This window comes from Microbacterium sp. GCS4, assembly GCF_001262495.1.
In the GTDB taxonomy this organism is placed as follows: domain Bacteria; phylum Actinomycetota; class Actinomycetes; order Actinomycetales; family Microbacteriaceae; genus Microbacterium.
Genome location: NZ_LGYE01000006.1, coordinates 131973 through 149255 on the forward strand (window position 1 = coordinate 131973; position 17283 = coordinate 149255).

The window sequence follows — 17283 nt, forward strand, 5'->3', positions numbered from 1 at the left end:
AGCCTTCGACGTTGACATGACAGCGGACGCCGTGCCCTCCGAAGAGGACTCGGCGCCCGGTGTCGGATGCAGGGCTCAGGCGCCGATCTTCTTGGCGTCGTCGGAGTTCAGCACGCGGAACAGTAGCGCGGCGATGACCGCGCCCGTCACGGGGGCGACGATGTAGAGCCAGAGCGAGGCCCAATCGAAGTAGCCGCCGACCGAGAGACCGAGCGCGACGGCCGGGTTGAAGCCTCCGCCGGAGATCGAGCCGACCGTCGCCGCGCCGACGAACACGGTGCCGCCGATCGCGAGACCGTAGAACGAGTTGCCGTCGGTGTCCTTCGAGGTCGCGGTGTTGAGCACGACCCAGACGAGGATGAGCGTGAACAGCGCCTCGACGAAGAAGGCCGGTCCGATCTCGACGACCTTGGCCTCGGCGCCGGCCGGCCAGACGGCGAAGCTCGTGAGGGCCGCGAGCGCCCCGCCGACGAACTGGGCGACGAGGTAGGCGATGAAGTCGGTGACGGTGAGGCCGCCGCGCAGGAAGACGCCGACCGAGACCGCCGGGTTGAGGTGCGCACCCGAGATGTGCCCGGTCGAGAAGACGAGCACGGCGAGAGTGAAGCCGATCGCGAGGGGCGTCAGCGGGCTCTCGCTGTTCACCGCGGCGATGATGGCGAGGACGAAGAGGAAGGTCGCGATCGCTTCGGCGAGCGCCTTGCGTGCAGTTCCGGTCATGTGCGTGCCCTTTTCTGGAGTCGGTAGGGCGAGTCGCATCGTCGGCCTCTGTATGCCGGCGACGCACCCCCCCCCTGTGCGAGACCGAATATATCGATGTGCCGGGCAGACGCCCGACACGAATCGCAACAATCCTGTGAAAATCCTGAATACACGGTCGGAGCGCTCCCATCGCCCTCGACGGCGGCCTCCGTCACTGTCAACCCCGTCGAGCCGATCGCTGCGTCTGCCTACCGTGGTGGGATGACCGGTCCTGTCCGCCCCGCTCCGTCCTCGGAGGCTGCTCCGGAGCGCCTGCGCCGCGCGATCACCGGGCCCCTCCTCTTCGCGTTCATTCTCGGCGACGTCCTGGGCGCCGGCATCTACGCACTCATGGGGGTGCTCTCCCAGGAGGTCGGCGGGATGCTGTGGGCTCCGCTCCTGCTCGCTCTGCTGCTCGCGCTGCTCACCGCCGGCTCATACGCCGAGCTCGTCACGAAGTATCCCCGCGCCGGGGGAGCATCCGTCTTCGCGGAGCGCGCGTTCCGCAGCCCCATCGTGTCGTTCCTCGTCGGCTTCAGCATGCTCGCCGCCGGCGTCACGAGCGCGGCAGGTCTTGCTCTCGCCTTCGCCGGCGACTACTTCGCCACGTTGGTCGACCTGCCGGCCGCGCCCGTGGCGATCGCGTTCCTCGCTGTCGTCGCCGCGCTGAACGCACGCGGGATCCGCGAGTCGATGGGGGCGAACCTGGTCATGACCGCGATCGAACTCAGCGGTCTCGTGATCGTGGTCGTCGTGGCGGCGATGCTCGTCACCGGCGGAGGCGGCGACGTCACCCGCCTCACCGATGCCCCGGAAGGCACCCCGGTCGCGCTGGCGGTGCTGGGCGGTGCCGTGATCGCCTACTACTCGTTCGTCGGCTTCGAGACATCGGCGAACATGATCGAGGAGGTGAAGGAACCCAGCCGCACCTATCCGCGTGCGCTGTTCGGCGCGTTGTTCACCGCCGGCGCGGTGTACATCCTCGTCGGGATCGCGAGCTCGGTCGCGCTGCCCGCATCCGAGCTGCAGGATTCCAGCGGTCCGCTGCTCGCCGTGGTCGAGGCCAGCGGCGTCAGCATCCCGTCCTGGCTCTTCAGCCTCATCGCGCTCATCGCCGTCGCCAACGGTGCGCTGCTGACGATGATCATGGTCAGCCGCCTCGCCTACGGCATGGCGGAGCAGCGATTGCTGCCAGCCGCGCTGGGTCGCGTGCTCCCGAACCGCAAGACGCCGTGGGTCGCGATCCTCACCACAACGCTCGTCGCCATGGGGCTCACGCTCATCGGCGACCTCGCCACCCTGGCGGAGACCGTCGTGCTGCTGCTCCTGGTCGTCTTCCTCAGCGTCAACATCTCCGTGCTCGCGCTGCGGCGCGAACGCGTGGACCATGACCACTTCCGCATCTGGACGGTCGTCCCCGTGCTGGGCATCGCCTCCTGCATCCTGCTCCTCACTCAGCAGCGAGGCCAGGTGTGGCTGTTCGGGGGAATCCTGCTCGCGGTCGGCGTGGTCCTCTACCTCGTGGCGCGCTGGGCGCGCCGCGCCCGCCCGACCGGCCCGAGATCCGCAGACCACCGCACGACGACCATCGACAACAGGGAGGAACCCCATGAGCACGCCTGAAGACACCAGCACCGACGCGAACGGCACGAGCAAGGACGCCATGACGTTCGACGAGAAGCGGCACGACCAGCTGACCACCGCCCCGAAGTCCACGGAAGCCGACGCCGCGCCGCGCATCGAGGTCACCGAGCACGACGGGAACACGCGGATCGACATACTGCCCGACGCCGCGGTGCGCCCCGGCCCGGGTCCCGGCGTCGAACTCGACGACGACGGCCAGCCCGTCTGAGCGCGGCCCGGATCAGCCCTCTACCGGGGCTACGCAGGGCAGGGCGTTGTCGATGATCGCCTGGTGCCACTGCTCCGCCGTGAACGGCAGCCCGAACTCCGGAGCCGTCTGACCAGAGGCCGCAGGCGCCTTCGAGGCGATCGCCGCGAGCTCCCACGCGAGGTAGGCGGCGAACGTGCCGCCGGCGGTCGAGTCGTTCAACGACACCGCGACGGTGAAGCCGGTGGTCGGATCGGAGTACGCCGCGGTGGCGTACCCGGGCGTCCAGCCGTACTGGCCCACGAGCGAGCCGACGAGGCTGGCCCCGCCGGTCGCCTGCTGCCAGGACGGCGCCCCGTCGTAGGCGGGGAGAGGCGCACCGAAGCGGTTCGGCTCCTCCTTCGTGCGCAGCGCCTGAGCGGCCTCCGCCTGCACGTAGCGTCCGAGATCCTCGATCGTGGAGACCACGCCCGAGTCGGTGAACCCGCTGCTCGACGACAGCGTCGTGATGTCTATCGGGGCCGCACACGTGTACCCGCCCTCGACCGCCGGCAGGTAGTGGCCCTCCATGACCGGACCGGTCGACGGCGCAGCGGCCGCGGCCCGGGGAAGCGAGGTCGACGGCAGCCCGAGCGGCTGCGTGACGTACTGCGAGATCAGCTCGGATGCCGTGAGGCCGGAGGCGCGCTCCAGAGCGAGCCCGAGCAGCAGGTAACCGGCGTCGGAGTCGCGGTACTGAGTGTGCGCGGGGGTGCGCGCCGTGCCGAGTCCGAACGAGGCGAGTTCGAGCGGGGCCCACACGCGCTCCGGCGTGTTCAGCCACGCGGACTTCGCGATCGCTTCGGAGGATCCGACGCCGCTCGTGCCGTTGCACAGGTCGAGGAGCGTGATGTCCTGGAGATCCGGGACGCCCGACACGTAGTCGGGCACCGGGGCATCGAGCTCGAGGATGCCGTCGTCGGCGAGGCCGTACAGCACATCGCAGGTCATGAGGCGCGTGACATCCCCGACGCGGAACGCCATGTCGGTCGTGATCTCGTCCTCCGACCCCGGCGTCTGCGTCCCGACGCCCGAGACCCAGCTGCCGCTCCACGGCACCCAGACACCCACGACCGCACCGGAGGCACCCGAGGCGGCGAGCGCATTCGTCACGGCATCCTGCATCGCGGCGACTGTGTCGTCGGGCAGAGCGCCGTCCGCCTGGGCGGGCGGTTCGTAGCTGAACGACGGCTCCGAGGTGCACCCGGTGAGGGCGAGTCCGAGCACGGCGACGCCGGCCGCTGCTGCGCGGAACCTGCGTGACGAGAGAAGCTGCATGGAAGGGACCCCCGGAAGACGTGTCTCCCGAGTCTAGAACGCCCTTCCTGAAAGCGCGCATCCGGCGGCACCGTAGGGTGATGTTCATGCCCCACTCCTTCGATGCCGACGTCGTCTCCGCGGTCCTGCGCCACATGAACGGCGACCACACCGACGACAACCTCCTGATCGCGCGCGCCTTCTCCTCCGACGACGACGCAGCCGACATCACCGGGGCGACCATGACCGGCTTCGACGGCGACGGGGGCACCTGGAGCGTGACGCGCGGCGGGACGGCATCCGAGCTGCGGGTGTCGTGGCCCGGTGGCCCGATCGATGACCGCCCCTCCGTGCGTCGTCAGGTGGTCGCGCTCTACGACCTCGCCTGCGAGCGCCTCGGCATCGAGCCGCGCCCGCACGACTGAGCAGCGCCGCGCGGCAGTCGACCCGCGACCGCGAGACGGATCGTCACGAGGGTTTCGCGGGAACTTAGGCAACCCTTACACTGGGGTCATGTCCGAGATCCTCTCCTTCTCCGCCGCCCTCCGCGAGCGTTCCTCCGGTTCGCACTCGCGCAGCGAGGGCGCGGGCTTCATGTCCGATCTGCTCAAGGGTGAGGGTTCGCGAGAGGACTACATCGCGCTGGTCGCCCAGCACTACTTCATCTACGAGGCCCTCGAGGGCGCCGGCGACCGGATGCGCAACGACCCCGTCGCCTCGGTCTTCCTCAGCGACAAGCTCACGCGGCTGCCCGCGCTCGAGGCCGACCTCGAGTTCCTGCTCGGGGCGGACTGGCGGGAGCAGATCGTCCCACTGCCGACCACCCGCGCCTACGTCTCGCGCATCCGTCACGTCGGGGCGACCTGGGCGGGTGGGTTCGTCGCGCACCACTACACGCGCTACCTCGGCGACCTCTCCGGCGGGATCTTCATCGGGCGCGTCATGGCACGCCGCTTCGGCTTCGAGACCAACGGCATCGGCTTCTACCTGTTCGACGACATCGCCGACCCGAACGCGTTCAAGGACGTGTACCGCGAGCAGCTCGACGCCGCCCCCTGGGACGACGCCGAGCGCGAGCGCGTGATCGACGAGGTGCTCCTCGCCTACCGCTTCAACACCGAGCTGTTCGAGGACCTCGACCGGGCGCGCGCCGCGGCCTGACACGAGCGCCTCACCGCGTTTCGTCTCGCTCCGCTCGCTCAACGACCAAGGGCGACTCCGGTCGTCGAGCGAGGAGCGCAGCGCCCCCACCGGTCGTTGAGCGAGGAGCGCAGCGCCCCCCACCGGTCGTCGAGCGAGGAGCGCAGCGCCCCCACCGGTCGTCGAGCGAGGAGCGCAGCGCCCCCACCGGTCGTTGAGCGAGGAGCGCAGCGACGAGACGAAACGCGCTCTCAGACCGTCCCGACCTCGGGGGCCGTGCGCGCGAGCCATGCCTCGCGCATGAAGCGCCTCACATCCTCGTCGACGCGGATGTCGCTGGGGCGCAGCGCGCGCGAGAGGTAGAGCCCGTCGAGCGATGTGAGCCGCGACAGCGCGACGTAGGTCTGTCCGGGCGCGAATGCCCCGGAGCCGAGGTCGATGACCGCACGGTCATAGGTCTTGCCCTGGGACTTGTGGATCGTCACGGCCCAGGCGAGACGCAGCGGGAACTGCGTGAACTCGGCGATCACATCGCGGGAGAGCTTCTTGGTCGACGGCTCGTACGAGTAGCGGAACCTCTCCCACACGGCCGGCTCGACGTCGACCTCCTCACCGTCGATCTCGACCCGGACCGTCTCGCCGAGGATCCGCACGACCGTGCCGATCGTGCCGTTGACCCACCGTGGCGGCTCCCCCGACATCGCCGTGTCGTTGCGCAGGAACATGACCTGCGCGCCGATCTTGAGCTTCAGCTCGGTCTCGGCGGGCAGTGACGCCTCGCCGCGACCGAACTCCCCGTTGATCTCGGCCCTCGCGGTCTGCTCCTTGCCGGGCAGCGCCGCGAGGTGGCGGCTGTTGATGCCGTTCACGATGTCGTTGCGCGTCGCGAGAGTGATCATCGGCACCTCCCCCGGCTCCGGATCCGGCGGCGTGCGAGCGCCCTGCGCGTTCAACACCCCGGCGATCTCTGCGGTGACCCGTCCGTAGCGCACCGCGTTCAGCATGGCCTTGAAGCCGTCGTCGGACTGCCGGTGGATCTGCACGAGCTCACGCACGTGCAGTTCGGCCTTCGTGTCGACCGCGAACAGCCCGCCGTCGTCGTCCGGGTTCTCTCCCCCGGACGATCCGGCCCACACCTGGGCGTCGAAGAACCAGAACGAGCGGTAGTGGTCCTTGACGTAGCGCAGCTCGTCCCCGCGCGGCGGCACGGGAGCGAGCTGATACGGGTCGCCGAACATCACGACCTGCACGCCCCCGAACGGGATGCCGCGCTTGCCGCGCGCCTGACGGAGAGACCGGTCGATCGCATCCATGAGGTCCGCGTTCACCATCGAGATCTCATCGATCACGAGGGTCTCGATCGCGTTGAGGATGCGGCGGGTGTTGTCGTTCTGGTCGATGTCGGAGTCGCCGATCAGACCGATCGGCAGCCGGAACAGCGAGTGGATGGTCTGGCCCTCGACGTTGAGCGCCGCGACGCCCGTCGGTGCGCAGATCGCGATCTGCTTCTTGGTGTTCCAGGAGAAGTGCTGCAGCAGCGTGGACTTGCCCGTGCCGGCGCGGCCCGTGATGAAGACGTGCTCGCTGGTGTCCTCGATCAGACGGAACAGCTCCTGCTGCTCCTCGGACAGGGCGGGAAGGGACACGACGCTCTCAGACGGGACGAAGACGGACGGTCACGGCAGGCGTGACGGGCGCGTGACGACGCAGTTCGCGCGCCCTCCCATGCTACGGGTCGACGGCGGCACGGCATCCGGTGGACACGGTCGTCGCACGTCGTCACGCGCACGGCGTCGTCCCAGGCCGTCCTCCTAGACTGACCGCATGCAGCAGGTCGAGACGAGTGCGCCCCGACGCAGGCGACTCGTCGGTGACCTCGCCATGCTCGCTGTGATCGGGCTGCTCCTCGTCGCCGCCCTCGCCGCCGGAGGGGCGACACTGTACCGGGAGTTCTACGGGCCGTCGGCCTTCGTGACCCGCTACCTCGACCTGCTGGCCGAGGGACGCGCCGCCGATGCGCTGCGCGTGCCGGGCGTCGCGATCGACCGCGAGACGCTGCAGGATGCGGGACTGGGTGCGACGGCATCCGAGGCGATGCTGCGCCGCGCCGCCCTCGGATCGCTCGCCGACGTCGAGGTGGTGTCGGAGGTGCACGACGGCGACCACTACGCCGTCACCGTGTCGTACAGCGCGGGCGGTCACGCCGGCACGACAACGTTCTCCGTCGCCCAGGACGGCTGGGCGGGCGTCACCCCCAACTGGCGCTTCACGACGAGTCCGCTCGCCGTGGTGGACCTGACCCTGCTCGGCGCCGATCGGTTCTCGCTCAACGGCTTCGAGGTCGACCGTCGGCAGATCTCCGTCGCGGGCGCGGACGCGTCGCCCACCGATCCCCTGCCGCTGCTCGTCTTCACGCCGGGGCTGTACTCGGTGACCGTCGACACCGCGATCTCGAAGTCCACGGGCACCGGGGTGCTCGCCGACACCCCGCTCGCGACCACGCCCGTCGAGGTCCAGACCGAGCCCACCGAGGAGTTCGTCGCGGTCGTGCAGGAGCGCGTCGAGGAGTTCCTCACCGCGTGCACGACGCAGGAGGTCCTGCAGCCCACGGCGTGCCCCTTCGGGATCGAGGTGTCGAACCGCATCGACTCTCTGCCGCAGTGGTCGATCGCGACGCAGCCGCAGGTCACGGTCGTGCCGGACGACGGCCAGTGGCGCATCCCGCCGACGGATGCCGTGGCGCACGTCGAGGTCGACATCCGGTCGCTGTTCGACGGCAAGGTCCAGGAGATCTCCGAGGATGTCCCGTTCACCGTGGACGGCACGATCCTGCTGCTGCCGGACGGGTCCGTGTCGATCCGCGTCGGTTCGCCGGGCGAGACGCCGCAGGACTGACCGGCGGGCTCAGCGCGCCGCGCGCTCGGCCTCGCGCCGGTCGCGCTCGGCGAGGGCGGCGAGCCGGGCGTTGTACTCCTCCAGCTCGGCGTCCCCTGTGCGATCGGCATGCCGGTCCCGGCGCTTCTGCAGGCGGGTGTCGCTGCGGCTCCACTGGATCGCGACCGTGATCGCCAGGATGAGGGTCGGGATCTCGCCGATCGACCACGCGACGCCACCGCCGATGTACTGGTCCTCCATGGGCGTGGGGCCCCACTCGCGCCCCATCGAGCCGAACCAGTCGGCGACCATGAGCCCCTCCTGCATCATCATCGCCACCCCGAAGAACGCGTGCATCGCCATCACGGCGATCAACGTGATGAGACGGCCCGGATACGGCAGGCGGTACGGCACGGGGTCGGCGCCGACGAGGCTCATGACGAACAGGTAGCCCGAGATCAGGAAGTGCGCGACCATCCACTCGTGGCCGAGGTGCTCGTACATCGACCAGCGCACGAGGTCGGTGAAGTAGAACGCCCACAGCGACACGATGAAGATCGCCGCCGCCACGAACGGGTGCGTCACGACCTTGGCGAATGGCGAGTGCACAGCCCACATGATCCATTCGCGACCGCCGCGCGTGCCGTCGTCGCGCTTGTGGATCGCGCGGAGCGCGAGCGTGACCGGGGCACCCGACACCAGCAGCAGCGGGATCGCCATCGACAGCATCATGTGCCCGAGCATGTGCACGCTGAAGAGGTACTCCTGGTACGCGTTGATCGGGCCGCAGGTGACCCACACGAGCATGAGCAGGCCCAGCACCCAGAACACGGTGCGGTGGATCGGCCAGCGGTCCCCGCGCCGCGCGAGGCGCACGACGCCCGCGATGTAGAGGAACAATCCGAACCCGGCGGCCACGAGCCACAGGATGTCGATGTCCCAGGCCGTGAACCAGCGGTCGATCGTGAACTCGGGAGGCAGCGGCGACCGGGTGAGGTTCTCCGCCGGCGTCTGCACGAACGCGGCCTCCTCGCCGGTCGGCGGAGGCGTGCGGGCCAGGGCGGCGGCCGCGCCGGACGCGAGGCCCATCAGCGCGATCTCGCCGAGCACGAGCATCCAGAACCATCGTGCGGCAGCGGGACCGTCCAGCCTGGGGATCAGCCGGAGGCGGTACCAGGCACCGAACAGGCCCATGCCGACGAGCAGCACGACCTTGGCGATGAGGATGCCGCCGTACGGCGTCATGAGCTGCGAGATGTCGCCGAGCGCCACCACCGAGCGCGCCACACCGGAGACCGCCACGACGGCGAACGCGGCGATCGCGAGGCTCGAGTAGCGGGAGACGAGAGCCGCCGTGCCGATGCCCGAGCGGTCGCGGAGGATCACGACGAGCAGCAGGCCGCCCAGCCACACCGCGGCGCCGATCGTGTGCAGCAGGATCGAGTTCACGGCGACGTTGTGGCCCGAGAGCTCGCCGGAGTGCCCCTGCGTGGCGAGCGGGAGGAAGGATGCCGCCGCGAGGATCGCCGTGATGAGCGTCGGGGTCCACGTGCGCCACGCGAACACGAGCACCGTGATGACCGAACCCATGATCGTGGTGATGAGCCAGGACTGGCCGAGGGCGGTCTCCAGCAGGAACCGCCCGAGCTGCGTGCCGAACTCCCGCTCGGCGCTGAGCTGCGGGTTGAACGCGGCCATGAACGTGAAGAACGCGCTGGCGCCCGCGGACACCGTGAAGACCGCCGCGCCGACCGAGGCCGTGTTCAGCGCGACCTCGAAGGGCTTCTCCTCGGCCTTGAGGGCGAACAGAGCCAGCACGAGCGATCCGAGCATGGCCGCGGCGGCGATGTTCATCACCAGCTTGACCACGGGGATCGCCCAGCGCACGAACGGTCCGGGGTCCTGCAGCAGCAAAGGCGCTGCGCCACCGCCGAGGGCGAGTGCGACGATCACGGCGACGAGGCCGGCTCCGAGCAGGATGCCGATCCCGACCGCGCGATAGGCAGGGCTCGTCGGGGTCGACACGGCACGGGAGGTCACCCCTCAAGCCTAAGCCGCGCGTGCCGGGAGAACGCACGAAGGCCGCCCCCGACGGATCGAGGGCGGCCTTCGGTGAGGTGCGGTCTTACTTGACGGCAGCCTTGAGCTTGGAACCAGCGGTCACCTTGACGCGCTTGCCGGCCGGGATCTTGATCTCGGCGCCGGTCTGCGGGTTGCGGCCCGTGCGGGCGGCCGTGGCGACCTGCTCGAACGAGATCCAGCCCGGGATCGAGACCTTGCTGCCCTTGGCAACGGCGTCGGAGACCGAGGAGAACAGCGCGTCGAGAACGCCCGAGACGGTGGCCTGGCTCTGGCCCGTGGCGGAAGCGATGCTCGCGACGAGCTCGGTCTTGGTGATGGACTTGTCAGCCATGTCATCCTCCAGCGACGGATTCGTCGCATCGTTGTCGTTCGGGAGGCGGATGCCGCCCGTTGGTCGAGTGACCGCCTCGAATGTACCAACCACGACCCACATTTCCGCGTCATTTCGCGGGTTTTGGGCTTTTCCGTGGCGTGTCGTGGTGCAGATGTGACGAAAGTGACGTGTGAGAGGGGGTCTTGACGGGGCCGCGCGGAGGCTTCCGGGGTCGTGACGCAGACTTCCGGGGGTGAGCCCGGGGATGCAGAAGGGGCGAGGATCCGAAGATCCTCGCCCCTTCCGGCTGTTGCTGTGGCTTACCAGCTCGACTTGGTCACGCCGGGCAGCTCGCCGCGGTGCGCCATGTCACGGAAGCGGACACGCGAGATGCCGAACTTCGTGAGGACACCGCGGGGGCGGCCGTCGATGACGTCGCGCGAACGCACGCGCGCCGGCGACGCGTTGCGCGGCAGCTTCTGCAGGCCGACGCGAGCGGCCTCGCGGGCCTCGTCGGTGGCGTTCGGGTCGACCAGGGTCTTCTTCAGCTCGGCGCGACGCTCGGCGTAACGCTCGACGATGACCTTGCGCTGCTCGTTGCGAGCGATCTTGCTCTTCTTAGCCATTGATCAACGCTCCTCTCGGAATTCGACGTGCTGACGGATGACCGGGTCGTACTTCTTCAGCACGAGGCGGTCGGGGGTGTTGCGGCGGTTCTTCTTCGTCACGTACGTGTAACCCGTACCTGCCGTCGAACGCAGCTTGATGATCGGACGGACGTCCTGTGCCTTCTTGGCCATTAGAGCTTCACACCCTTCGCCTGGAGGTCCTTGACCACGTTCTCGATGCCGCGGGCGTCGATCACCTTGATGCCCTTGGCGGACACGTTGAGCGTGATCTTACGACCGAGCGACGGAACGAAATAGGTCTTCTTCTGCACGTTCGGGTCGAAGCGGCGCTTCGTCCGGCGGTGCGAGTGCGAGACGTTGTGACCGAAGCCGGGAACTGCTCCGGTCACCTGGCACACTGCTGCCATGATGTGACTCCTTCTCTACCGTGGGGCCGGACGGCCCCACCCAAGATCCCTTGTCTGCGCGCAACCCCGATCCGCCGATTCCTCGGCGAGAGAGAAGGGAAGCACACGAACTGCGCACAGGAGTGTGCGCAGACGGAGACGAGTCTAGCACGGTCAGCGCGGCACGACCGACGCCGCCTGAGCGCCCCTGCCCCAGCGGAACGGCGAGACCGTCGGGTCGTCGGCGATCCAGAAGCGCCAGGGGAAGGCATCCGTCCCGGCGACGCCGGCCACGCCGACCCGCGGACCCGACGCGACCTCGGGAACCGGCTCATCGCGCAGCCACAGCTCGGCCGTCGCACCTTCGAGCTCGACGCCCGTGATCGCGTCGATGCCGTCGTGGATCGGATGCCGGAGACCTGCGGCCTGCCCCAGTCGGCCCGGCCCGCGTGCGAGATCGCGCACGACCCGCCCCGTGAGCGGTGCGGTCACGCCGCGACGCACGGCCGCGGCATCCGCTCCGTGCACGACCTCCCCGGCGCGCAGGAGTATCCCGCCCGCCTGGCCCGCGGGGCCGCTCACGACATTCACGCACGAGTGGATGCCGTGGCTGAGGTACACGTAGAGGTGCCCCGGTTCGCCCCACATGGTGGCGTTCCGGGCCGTGCGGCCCATGCGCGCATGCGAACCCGGATCCGCCTCCGGTCCCGTCCCCTGACCGTGGTACGCCTCGACCTCGGTGAGCCGCAGCCGCACCGACGACCCGGCCACGCGCGTGCGCAGCTCAGCGCCGAGCAGCAGAGGCGCGACCTCGACCGGGAGCCCCACGAGCTCGGCGCGGGTCGCGCGGTGCAGCCCCTCGGATCCCATGCCGCTCAGAACTGCGGTGCCGTCTGGCACCACGACGCGTCGAACCCGGTGAGAGCGACCATCTCGTCCCCCGTGCGGAGATCGATCAGATGCGTCTCCATGTTCTCGGGCAGCGGCAGGAGCATCCGGTCGTAGGGGTTGTTCGTCATGTCGGGCGAGATCACGACCGCCGCGTACTGGCCGCTGGGCGAGGCGCACGCCTGCAGGATCGAATCCGCGGGGCCGACCTCGACGAGCGGCGTCGCGGTGCCCTCGTCGTCGACCGTGATGATGGCCTGACCCTGCGGCAACCCGGTCGCATCGCGTGCGACCACGTGCCGCAGCGTCCCGCCCGGGTACGGGGTGATCGTCATGGCGGAGCCGTAGTCGGGGGTCGAGGCTGCGAGCGGCTGCTCCGACCCGTCCGCGAGGTTCAGCTCGACGACCGAACCGTCGAGTCGCTCGACGATCGCCGTGTAGGTGCCGCGCGAGATGCCCTGGATGGTCGTCGCGAGCCCGAGGGACTGCACGCCGGCATCCGTCGAGCGGTCGACGAGCGACAGCGCCCCGTCGAAGTCGATGAAGAGCACGGCGGCGCTGTCGGGCACGAACTGCCAGACGAAGATGTTCGCCTCCTTGCCGCCCACCTCGGTCACGACGGGTTCGTCGTCGCCGCTGAGCGACTGCGTGACGAGCACGCTCGCGCGGCCCTCGGTGTCGCTGAGCTCCTTGTCGGAGTAGCTGTAGCCGACGAAGCCGCCGCGTTCGGAGACCTGGATCGCACCGACATACCCGTCTCCGGGGAGCGGCAGGTCGCGCTGGTCGGTGCCGTCGCGCTTCATGACGATCAGCCGCGAGCTGTCGTCCTCCTCGACGGACACCACGAGCTGCGTGGAGGTCGAACGGAAGTCGTTGATCTTGTCGGCCGAGAACACCGGCACGGCCTTCTCGCCGGTGAGGTCCGTGCGGAAGATCTTGTCGTCACCGTCGGCGTCGCGGCGGAGCAGGAAGATGCTCGACTGCGGGGTCGTGAAGCTCGTCTCGAGGGTCGTCGAGGGCCCGCCGCCCGCGCCGGTCGCGTCGGCGACCTTGACCGTGTACTCCGTGTCGTCGTCGAGGGGCACCGTGAAGCGGATGCCGACGCCGCGGCCCGCCGCGTCGAGCGTGAACGGCACCGCGGGCTCGACCGACACCTGCGACTCGTCGATCGCGGCGAGCGACTGGTTCGCCGTGAGGATCACCCGGCTGCCCGACGACTCGATCGCGTGCGCCGGATCGACCTGCACCTCGGTGATGCGCGGGCCCTGCGTGAGGCTGACGACCCCGAGTCCCGCCCCGACCAGGACGAGGATGCCGAGCACGGCGCCGATCGCGAGGAGGAAGCGCCGGTCGCGCGGGGGCTTCGGTAGTGCGGAGGCCGTCCCTTCGGTCGCCTCGCGAGCGGCAGGCTCCTCGCTGGTCGCCTCGCGAGCGGCAGACTCCTCGCCAGTCGCCTCGCGAGCGGCAGGCTCCTCGCTGGTCGCCTCGCGAGCGGCAGGCTCCTCCCCGGTCGCGTCGCGAGCCGGACGCTCCTCCCCGGTCGTTGAGCGAGCCGGAGGCGAGACGAAACGCGCTTCATCCCGCGGAACATCGGCCTCCGGCATCCGCGATCCGGGCTCGAACGGCACCTGACGCGTTTCGTCTCGGTCGGCTCCGCCGTCCTCGCTCAACGACCGCGAGGGAACCCCGGCTCCGCCGTCCTCGCTCAACGACCGCGAGGGAACCCCGGCTCCGCCGTCCTCGCTCAACGACCGCGATGCGGCCTCGGCGGCAGCGGCCTCGGCAGCGGCGGCGGCCTCGCGGGCGGCGCGCATCTCGGCCCGCGTGCGGGGGACGGCAGGCGCCTCGGGGCGCTCGTCGTCAGTACTCATACGGGTCCCCGGGTTCGTCGATCTCCTTCACGCTGGTCGGCTCGACGTGCAACCTTCCGTCGGCATCCGCCTTCACCGTGCCCTCGACCTGCACCCACTGCCCGGTCGAGAACTCGCCCGCGTCGATCGTCACCGGAAGCGTGGCGGTCTGCGCATCGATCACGCAGTGCGTGATGACGAGGCGTGTGAGGTTGACGCCGTCGGCATCCGCGGGCGTCACGAATCCGGTGAGCGACACGGTCTTGCCGTCGTAGGCGGCCGTGTTGGTCGCGGTCGCGAACACGCTCGCCCAGTCGCCCACGCCGAACGTCGCGGTGTCGGCGACGCCGAGCGTGACGTCGTCGGCCCCCACGAACAGCGCGGTCTGCTCGCCCGCACGCGACATCGCGAGCTCGACCGAGAGCGAGGCGGGCGGCAGCACGAGCGCCGCGATCACGACACCCGACGCCACGACGCCGCCGGTCACGGTGCCGGCGACGGCCAGCACGCGCCGCGGGGACGCGGGAGCGGCATCCGCTTCCTCGTTCCCGGGGTCGTGAGCGTCGCCGTGCCCGTGGTCGTGCCCGTGGTCCTCCTCGTCACCGAGCGGGAGCGCGAACGACCAGATCGCGCCGGCCAGCGTCACCACGGCCGCGGCGCACGCGAACCACACGGATTCGGGGCTGATGTAGAGCGTGAGGCGACCGGTCAGGCCGAGGCCGAGCGTGACGACCGAGACGACCGAGGCGAGGCCGACGCCGAGCCAGCGGGTCACGAGGGCGCGACGACGTGTGGCGCGCGCAACGGAGACGGGATCAGACAAGGACGTTCACCCCGATCCCGATCACGAAGGCGGCGGCGACGACCACCCCGACGATGCCGATGAGCGTGCGGGTCGTGAAGGTCGTGCGCATGAGCGCGAGCATCTTGACGTCGACGAGCGGACCGACGAGCAGGAACGCCACGATCGCCCCCGACGAGAACGTCGACGCGAAGGACAGCGCGAAGAACGCGTCGACGTTCGAGCAGATCGCGACGGTCATCGCGAGCGCCATCATCGCGACGATCGACAGCACCGGGTTCGAGCCGATCTCGAGCAGGACGTCACGCGGGATCAGCACCTGCACGGCGCCAGCGAGCGCCGAGCCGATCACGAGCGCCGGCATGACCGCGCGGAGCTCGACGAGGAACTGCGTGAGACTGCGACGCACCGGGGTTCCGGGCTCGTGGGTCACGCGATCGCACGTGTCGATGAACTTTCTCGTCAGCAGCGCGTCGGGGTTCGGGTGCAGGCTGTAGATCCAGCCGATCACGTTGGCGATCAGGTAGCCGCCGATGAGACGGGCGACGAGGATGCCGTCGTCGAAGCCGAACGCGGCATGCGTCGTGAGGATCACGATCGGGTTCACGATCGGCGCCGCGATGAGGAAGGTCAGCGCCTCGGCGGGCGCGAGGCCGCGCATCATGAGGCCGCGCGCGAAGGGCACGTTGCCGCACTCGCACACCGGGATCAGCATCCCGAGCAGCGACAGCACGGCCCGCCGGGCCCACGCGCGCTTCGGCAGCCAGCGGTGGATCACGTCGGACGGCAGCCACACCTGCACCACGATCGACAGCAGCACCCCGAGGATCACGAAGGGCAGCGCCTCGATCAGCACGCTCATCGCGAGCGTCAACCCGTCCTGCGCCCGATCGGGCAGCGCGGCCTGGTACAGCGACGGCAGGAACCCGTCGACGAGGAACAGCGCCGCGACGATCGCCGCCCCGAGACCGACCCCGATCCACGGCGATCGCGGCGGTCGAACGGGCCTGTGCGAGTGGGCCGGCCGGGTCGCGGTCTGCGAGGTCACGCCGTCGCAGCCCGTTCCGCGTCGCGCTTGTTGGTGCACGGGGCGCAGAGCCCGAAGATGTCGACGACGTGCGCGGCGTCCGTGAACCCGTGCAGCGCGGCGGTGCGGTGGGCCCACTGCTCGACGTCGGTCGCCTCGATCTCGACCGTGAGACCGCAGTTGCGGCAGATCAGGTGATGATGGTGGCCCTGGGTGGTGCAGGCGCGATAGAGCGCCTCGCCCTCGGGACTCTGCAGCGAGTCGGCGTCACCGGAGGCTGCGAGACCGGCGAGCGCGCGATACACGGTCGCGAGGCCGATGCCCGTATTGTCGTCGCGCAGCGAAGCGTGCAGGCTCTGGGCGCTGACGAATCCGCGCGCGTCGGCGAGCGCTTCGCGCACGCGTTCGCGCTGCCAGGTGTTCCGCTGAGCCATACCCACGATTCTAGGCGCGTCGGGCTTGCCGGGGGCTGGGAGTCCCGCCGGTTTCGAATCGCTCGATGTGCGACTTTCGGGTTCGGATCGTTGCACATCAAGCGATTCGAAAGCGGAGTGGGACTACGCCCGTACCCGCCGCACCCCGCCGCGCACGCGCTGCACGATCCAGCACACGACGTAGATCGTGAACGACAGGGTCGTGATGTACGGGCTGACCGGGAGGGTTCCGGCGAGCGCGAGCAGGATGCCGCCCACCGCCGACACGAATCCGAACAGAGCCGCGAGCAGCGGCACGGCGACGGGTCCGGCGGTCACGCGCATCGCGGCGGCGGCGGGCGTCACGAGCAGCGCCATGACGAGCAGCGCTCCGATGATGTGCACGCTGACCGCCACGATGAGGCCCAGCAGCACCATGAACAGCAGGCTCACGGCGCGCGTCGGCACGCCGCGGGCAGCCGCGGACTCCGGATCGAGCGAGTCGAAGCGCAGCGGGTTCCACATGAGCAGCAGGCCCAGCAGGACGACGATGCTGATGCCGAGCAGCCAGCCGAGGTCGGGGCTCGACACCGAGACGATCTGTCCCGTGAGCAGGCTGAACCGGTTGGCGCTGCGCCCCTCGTAGAGCGACAGGAACAGGATGCCGAGGCCGAGACCGAACGGCATGAGCACGCCCACGATGGAGTTGCGATCGCGCGCCTTCGACCCGAGTATGCCGATGAGCATCGCCGCGACCAGTGCTCCGCCGAGCGAGCCCGCGACGACGCTGCCGCCGAACAGCAGGGCGGCCGCCGCGCCGGCGAACGACAGCTCGCTCACGCCGTGCACCGCGAAGGCGAGGTCGCGCTGCATCACGAAGACGCCGATGAGGCCGCCGACGATGCCGAGCACGGCGCCCGCGATGATCGAGTTCGACAGCAGCGCGACGAGGTCGCCGTAGTCCTGGAACGAGAAGACGTCGCTCCAGTCCACGGCCGACACGATGCCGGT

General features: G+C 69.8%; 19 protein-coding genes. 5 read left to right on the forward strand and 14 right to left on the reverse strand.

The genetic code is table 11. The annotated features are described in order from the left end of the window. Positions 1–75: 75 nt before the first annotated feature. Positions 76–720 carry an MIP/aquaporin family protein gene (locus tag AKH00_RS17090; protein ID WP_050723977.1) on the reverse strand — a complete coding sequence of 215 codons (645 nt, stop codon included), beginning with the start codon at positions 718–720 and terminating at the stop codon, positions 76–78. A 243-nt stretch (positions 721–963) separates the two neighbouring features. On the opposite strand from AKH00_RS17090, the gene AKH00_RS17095 reads away from it, so the two are divergent. Both AKH00_RS17095 and AKH00_RS17100 read left to right on the forward strand, forming a co-directional pair. Further along, positions 964–2364, forward strand: coding sequence for an APC family permease (locus AKH00_RS17095; protein ID WP_050723978.1), 1401 nt, complete (start codon positions 964–966; stop codon positions 2362–2364). Continuing rightward, positions 2351–2593 carry a hypothetical protein gene (locus tag AKH00_RS17100; protein ID WP_050723979.1) on the forward strand — a complete coding sequence of 81 codons (243 nt, stop codon included), beginning with the start codon at positions 2351–2353 and terminating at the stop codon, positions 2591–2593. Before AKH00_RS17095 ends, AKH00_RS17100 begins: the two co-directional genes overlap by 14 nt. A 12-nt stretch (positions 2594–2605) precedes the next feature. Here the strand turns inward: AKH00_RS17100 and AKH00_RS17105 are convergent, their stop codons facing one another. Next, positions 2606–3889, reverse strand: coding sequence for a serine hydrolase domain-containing protein (locus AKH00_RS17105; RefSeq protein ID WP_050723980.1), 1284 nt, complete (start codon positions 3887–3889; stop codon positions 2606–2608). Positions 3890–3975: 86 nt separating this feature from the next. Between AKH00_RS17105 and AKH00_RS17110 the strand changes: the two genes are divergently transcribed. Together AKH00_RS17110 and AKH00_RS17115 are read left to right on the forward strand one after the other, a co-directional pair. Then, positions 3976–4293 carry a DUF2470 domain-containing protein gene (locus AKH00_RS17110; protein WP_050724054.1) on the forward strand — a complete coding sequence of 106 codons (318 nt, stop codon included), beginning with the start codon at positions 3976–3978 and terminating at the stop codon, positions 4291–4293. Between the two features lie 88 nt (positions 4294–4381). Further along, positions 4382–5029, forward strand: coding sequence for a biliverdin-producing heme oxygenase (locus AKH00_RS17115; protein WP_050723981.1), 648 nt, complete (start codon positions 4382–4384; stop codon positions 5027–5029). 230 nt (positions 5030–5259) lie between these two features. Here AKH00_RS17115 and AKH00_RS17120 read toward each other — a convergent pair whose 3' ends face one another. After that, entirely contained in the window at positions 5260–6654 is a 1395-nt protein-coding gene (locus tag AKH00_RS17120) for an ATP-dependent DNA helicase (RefSeq protein ID WP_050723982.1), read from the reverse strand. Positions 6655–6832: 178 nt separating this feature from the next. Here AKH00_RS17120 and AKH00_RS17125 point away from each other — a divergent pair, with 178 nt between their 5' ends. Further along, entirely contained in the window at positions 6833–7903 is a 1071-nt protein-coding gene (locus AKH00_RS17125) for a hypothetical protein (RefSeq protein ID WP_050723983.1), read from the forward strand. A 9-nt stretch (positions 7904–7912) separates the two neighbouring features. On the opposite strand, the gene AKH00_RS17130 is transcribed toward AKH00_RS17125, so the two are convergent. From AKH00_RS17130 to AKH00_RS17180, 11 genes are all read right to left on the reverse strand, one after another. After that, positions 7913–9922, reverse strand: a complete 2010-nt coding sequence (locus AKH00_RS17130; RefSeq protein WP_082297714.1) for a cytochrome c oxidase assembly protein — start codon at positions 9920–9922, stop codon at positions 7913–7915. Positions 9923–10007: 85 nt separating this feature from the next. Further along, entirely contained in the window at positions 10008–10295 is a 288-nt protein-coding gene (locus AKH00_RS17135; protein ID WP_050724056.1) for an HU family DNA-binding protein, read from the reverse strand. A gap of 302 nt (positions 10296–10597) precedes the next feature. Next, positions 10598–10903: a 30S ribosomal protein S14 gene (rpsN, locus tag AKH00_RS17140; RefSeq protein ID WP_017829734.1), complete on the reverse strand. Its 306-nt coding sequence runs from the start codon at positions 10901–10903 to the stop codon at positions 10598–10600. A 3-nt stretch (positions 10904–10906) separates the two neighbouring features. Further along, on the reverse strand, positions 10907–11077 hold the full coding sequence (gene rpmG, locus AKH00_RS17145; RefSeq protein WP_017203558.1) for a 50S ribosomal protein L33: 171 nt from the start codon (positions 11075–11077) through the stop codon (positions 10907–10909). Beyond that, positions 11077–11313, reverse strand: a complete 237-nt coding sequence (rpmB, locus tag AKH00_RS17150; RefSeq protein ID WP_025102729.1) for a 50S ribosomal protein L28 — start codon at positions 11311–11313, stop codon at positions 11077–11079. The genes rpmG and rpmB overlap by 1 nt, the downstream gene beginning before the upstream one ends. A gap of 153 nt (positions 11314–11466) precedes the next feature. Further along, a complete protein-coding gene (locus tag AKH00_RS17155) occupies positions 11467–12162 on the reverse strand; it encodes a DNA-3-methyladenine glycosylase (protein ID WP_050723984.1) in 696 nt (231 codons plus the stop codon). 5 nt (positions 12163–12167) lie between these two features. Then, positions 12168–14051, reverse strand: coding sequence for a hypothetical protein (locus AKH00_RS17160; protein WP_050723985.1), 1884 nt, complete (start codon positions 14049–14051; stop codon positions 12168–12170). Then, positions 14041–14853, reverse strand: coding sequence for a TIGR03943 family putative permease subunit (locus AKH00_RS17165; protein WP_152926241.1), 813 nt, complete (start codon positions 14851–14853; stop codon positions 14041–14043). Before AKH00_RS17165 ends, AKH00_RS17160 begins: the two co-directional genes overlap by 11 nt. Further along, entirely contained in the window at positions 14846–15880 is a 1035-nt protein-coding gene (locus AKH00_RS17170) for a permease (protein WP_082297715.1), read from the reverse strand. The genes AKH00_RS17165 and AKH00_RS17170 overlap by 8 nt, the downstream gene beginning before the upstream one ends. Next, positions 15877–16293 (reverse strand): Fur family transcriptional regulator, encoded by a 417-nt coding sequence (locus tag AKH00_RS17175; RefSeq protein WP_050723987.1) that lies wholly within the window; start codon positions 16291–16293, stop codon positions 15877–15879. The genes AKH00_RS17170 and AKH00_RS17175 overlap by 4 nt, the downstream gene beginning before the upstream one ends. A gap of 123 nt (positions 16294–16416) precedes the next feature. Further along, positions 16417–17265 carry a metal ABC transporter permease gene (locus AKH00_RS17180; RefSeq protein ID WP_442922404.1) on the reverse strand — a complete coding sequence of 283 codons (849 nt, stop codon included), beginning with the start codon at positions 17263–17265 and terminating at the stop codon, positions 16417–16419. Positions 17266–17283 lie beyond the last annotated feature (18 nt).

Excerpts from the sequence above, each read along its gene's own strand:
- AKH00_RS17090 (WP_050723977.1), bottom strand. The coding sequence starts at position 720 with ATGACCGGAACTGCACGCAAGGCGCTCGCCGAAGCGATCGCGACCTTC.
- AKH00_RS17095 (WP_050723978.1), top strand. The coding sequence starts at position 964 with ATGACCGGTCCTGTCCGCCCCGCTCCGTCCTCGGAGGCTGCTCCGGAG.
- AKH00_RS17100 (WP_050723979.1), top strand. The coding sequence starts at position 2,351 with ATGAGCACGCCTGAAGACACCAGCACCGACGCGAACGGCACGAGCAAG.
- AKH00_RS17105 (WP_050723980.1), bottom strand. The coding sequence starts at position 3,889 with ATGCAGCTTCTCTCGTCACGCAGGTTCCGCGCAGCAGCGGCCGGCGTC.
- AKH00_RS17110 (WP_050724054.1), top strand. The coding sequence starts at position 3,976 with ATGCCCCACTCCTTCGATGCCGACGTCGTCTCCGCGGTCCTGCGCCAC.
- AKH00_RS17115 (WP_050723981.1), top strand. The coding sequence starts at position 4,382 with ATGTCCGAGATCCTCTCCTTCTCCGCCGCCCTCCGCGAGCGTTCCTCC.
- AKH00_RS17125 (WP_050723983.1), top strand. The coding sequence starts at position 6,833 with ATGCAGCAGGTCGAGACGAGTGCGCCCCGACGCAGGCGACTCGTCGGT.
- AKH00_RS17135 (WP_050724056.1), bottom strand. The coding sequence starts at position 10,295 with ATGGCTGACAAGTCCATCACCAAGACCGAGCTCGTCGCGAGCATCGCT.
- rpsN (WP_017829734.1), bottom strand. The coding sequence starts at position 10,903 with ATGGCTAAGAAGAGCAAGATCGCTCGCAACGAGCAGCGCAAGGTCATC.
- rpmG (WP_017203558.1), bottom strand. The coding sequence starts at position 11,077 with ATGGCCAAGAAGGCACAGGACGTCCGTCCGATCATCAAGCTGCGTTCG.
- rpmB (WP_025102729.1), bottom strand. The coding sequence starts at position 11,313 with ATGGCAGCAGTGTGCCAGGTGACCGGAGCAGTTCCCGGCTTCGGTCAC.
- AKH00_RS17155 (WP_050723984.1), bottom strand. The coding sequence starts at position 12,162 with ATGGGATCCGAGGGGCTGCACCGCGCGACCCGCGCCGAGCTCGTGGGG.
- AKH00_RS17160 (WP_050723985.1), bottom strand. The coding sequence starts at position 14,051 with ATGAGTACTGACGACGAGCGCCCCGAGGCGCCTGCCGTCCCCCGCACG.
- AKH00_RS17175 (WP_050723987.1), bottom strand. The coding sequence starts at position 16,293 with ATGGCTCAGCGGAACACCTGGCAGCGCGAACGCGTGCGCGAAGCGCTC.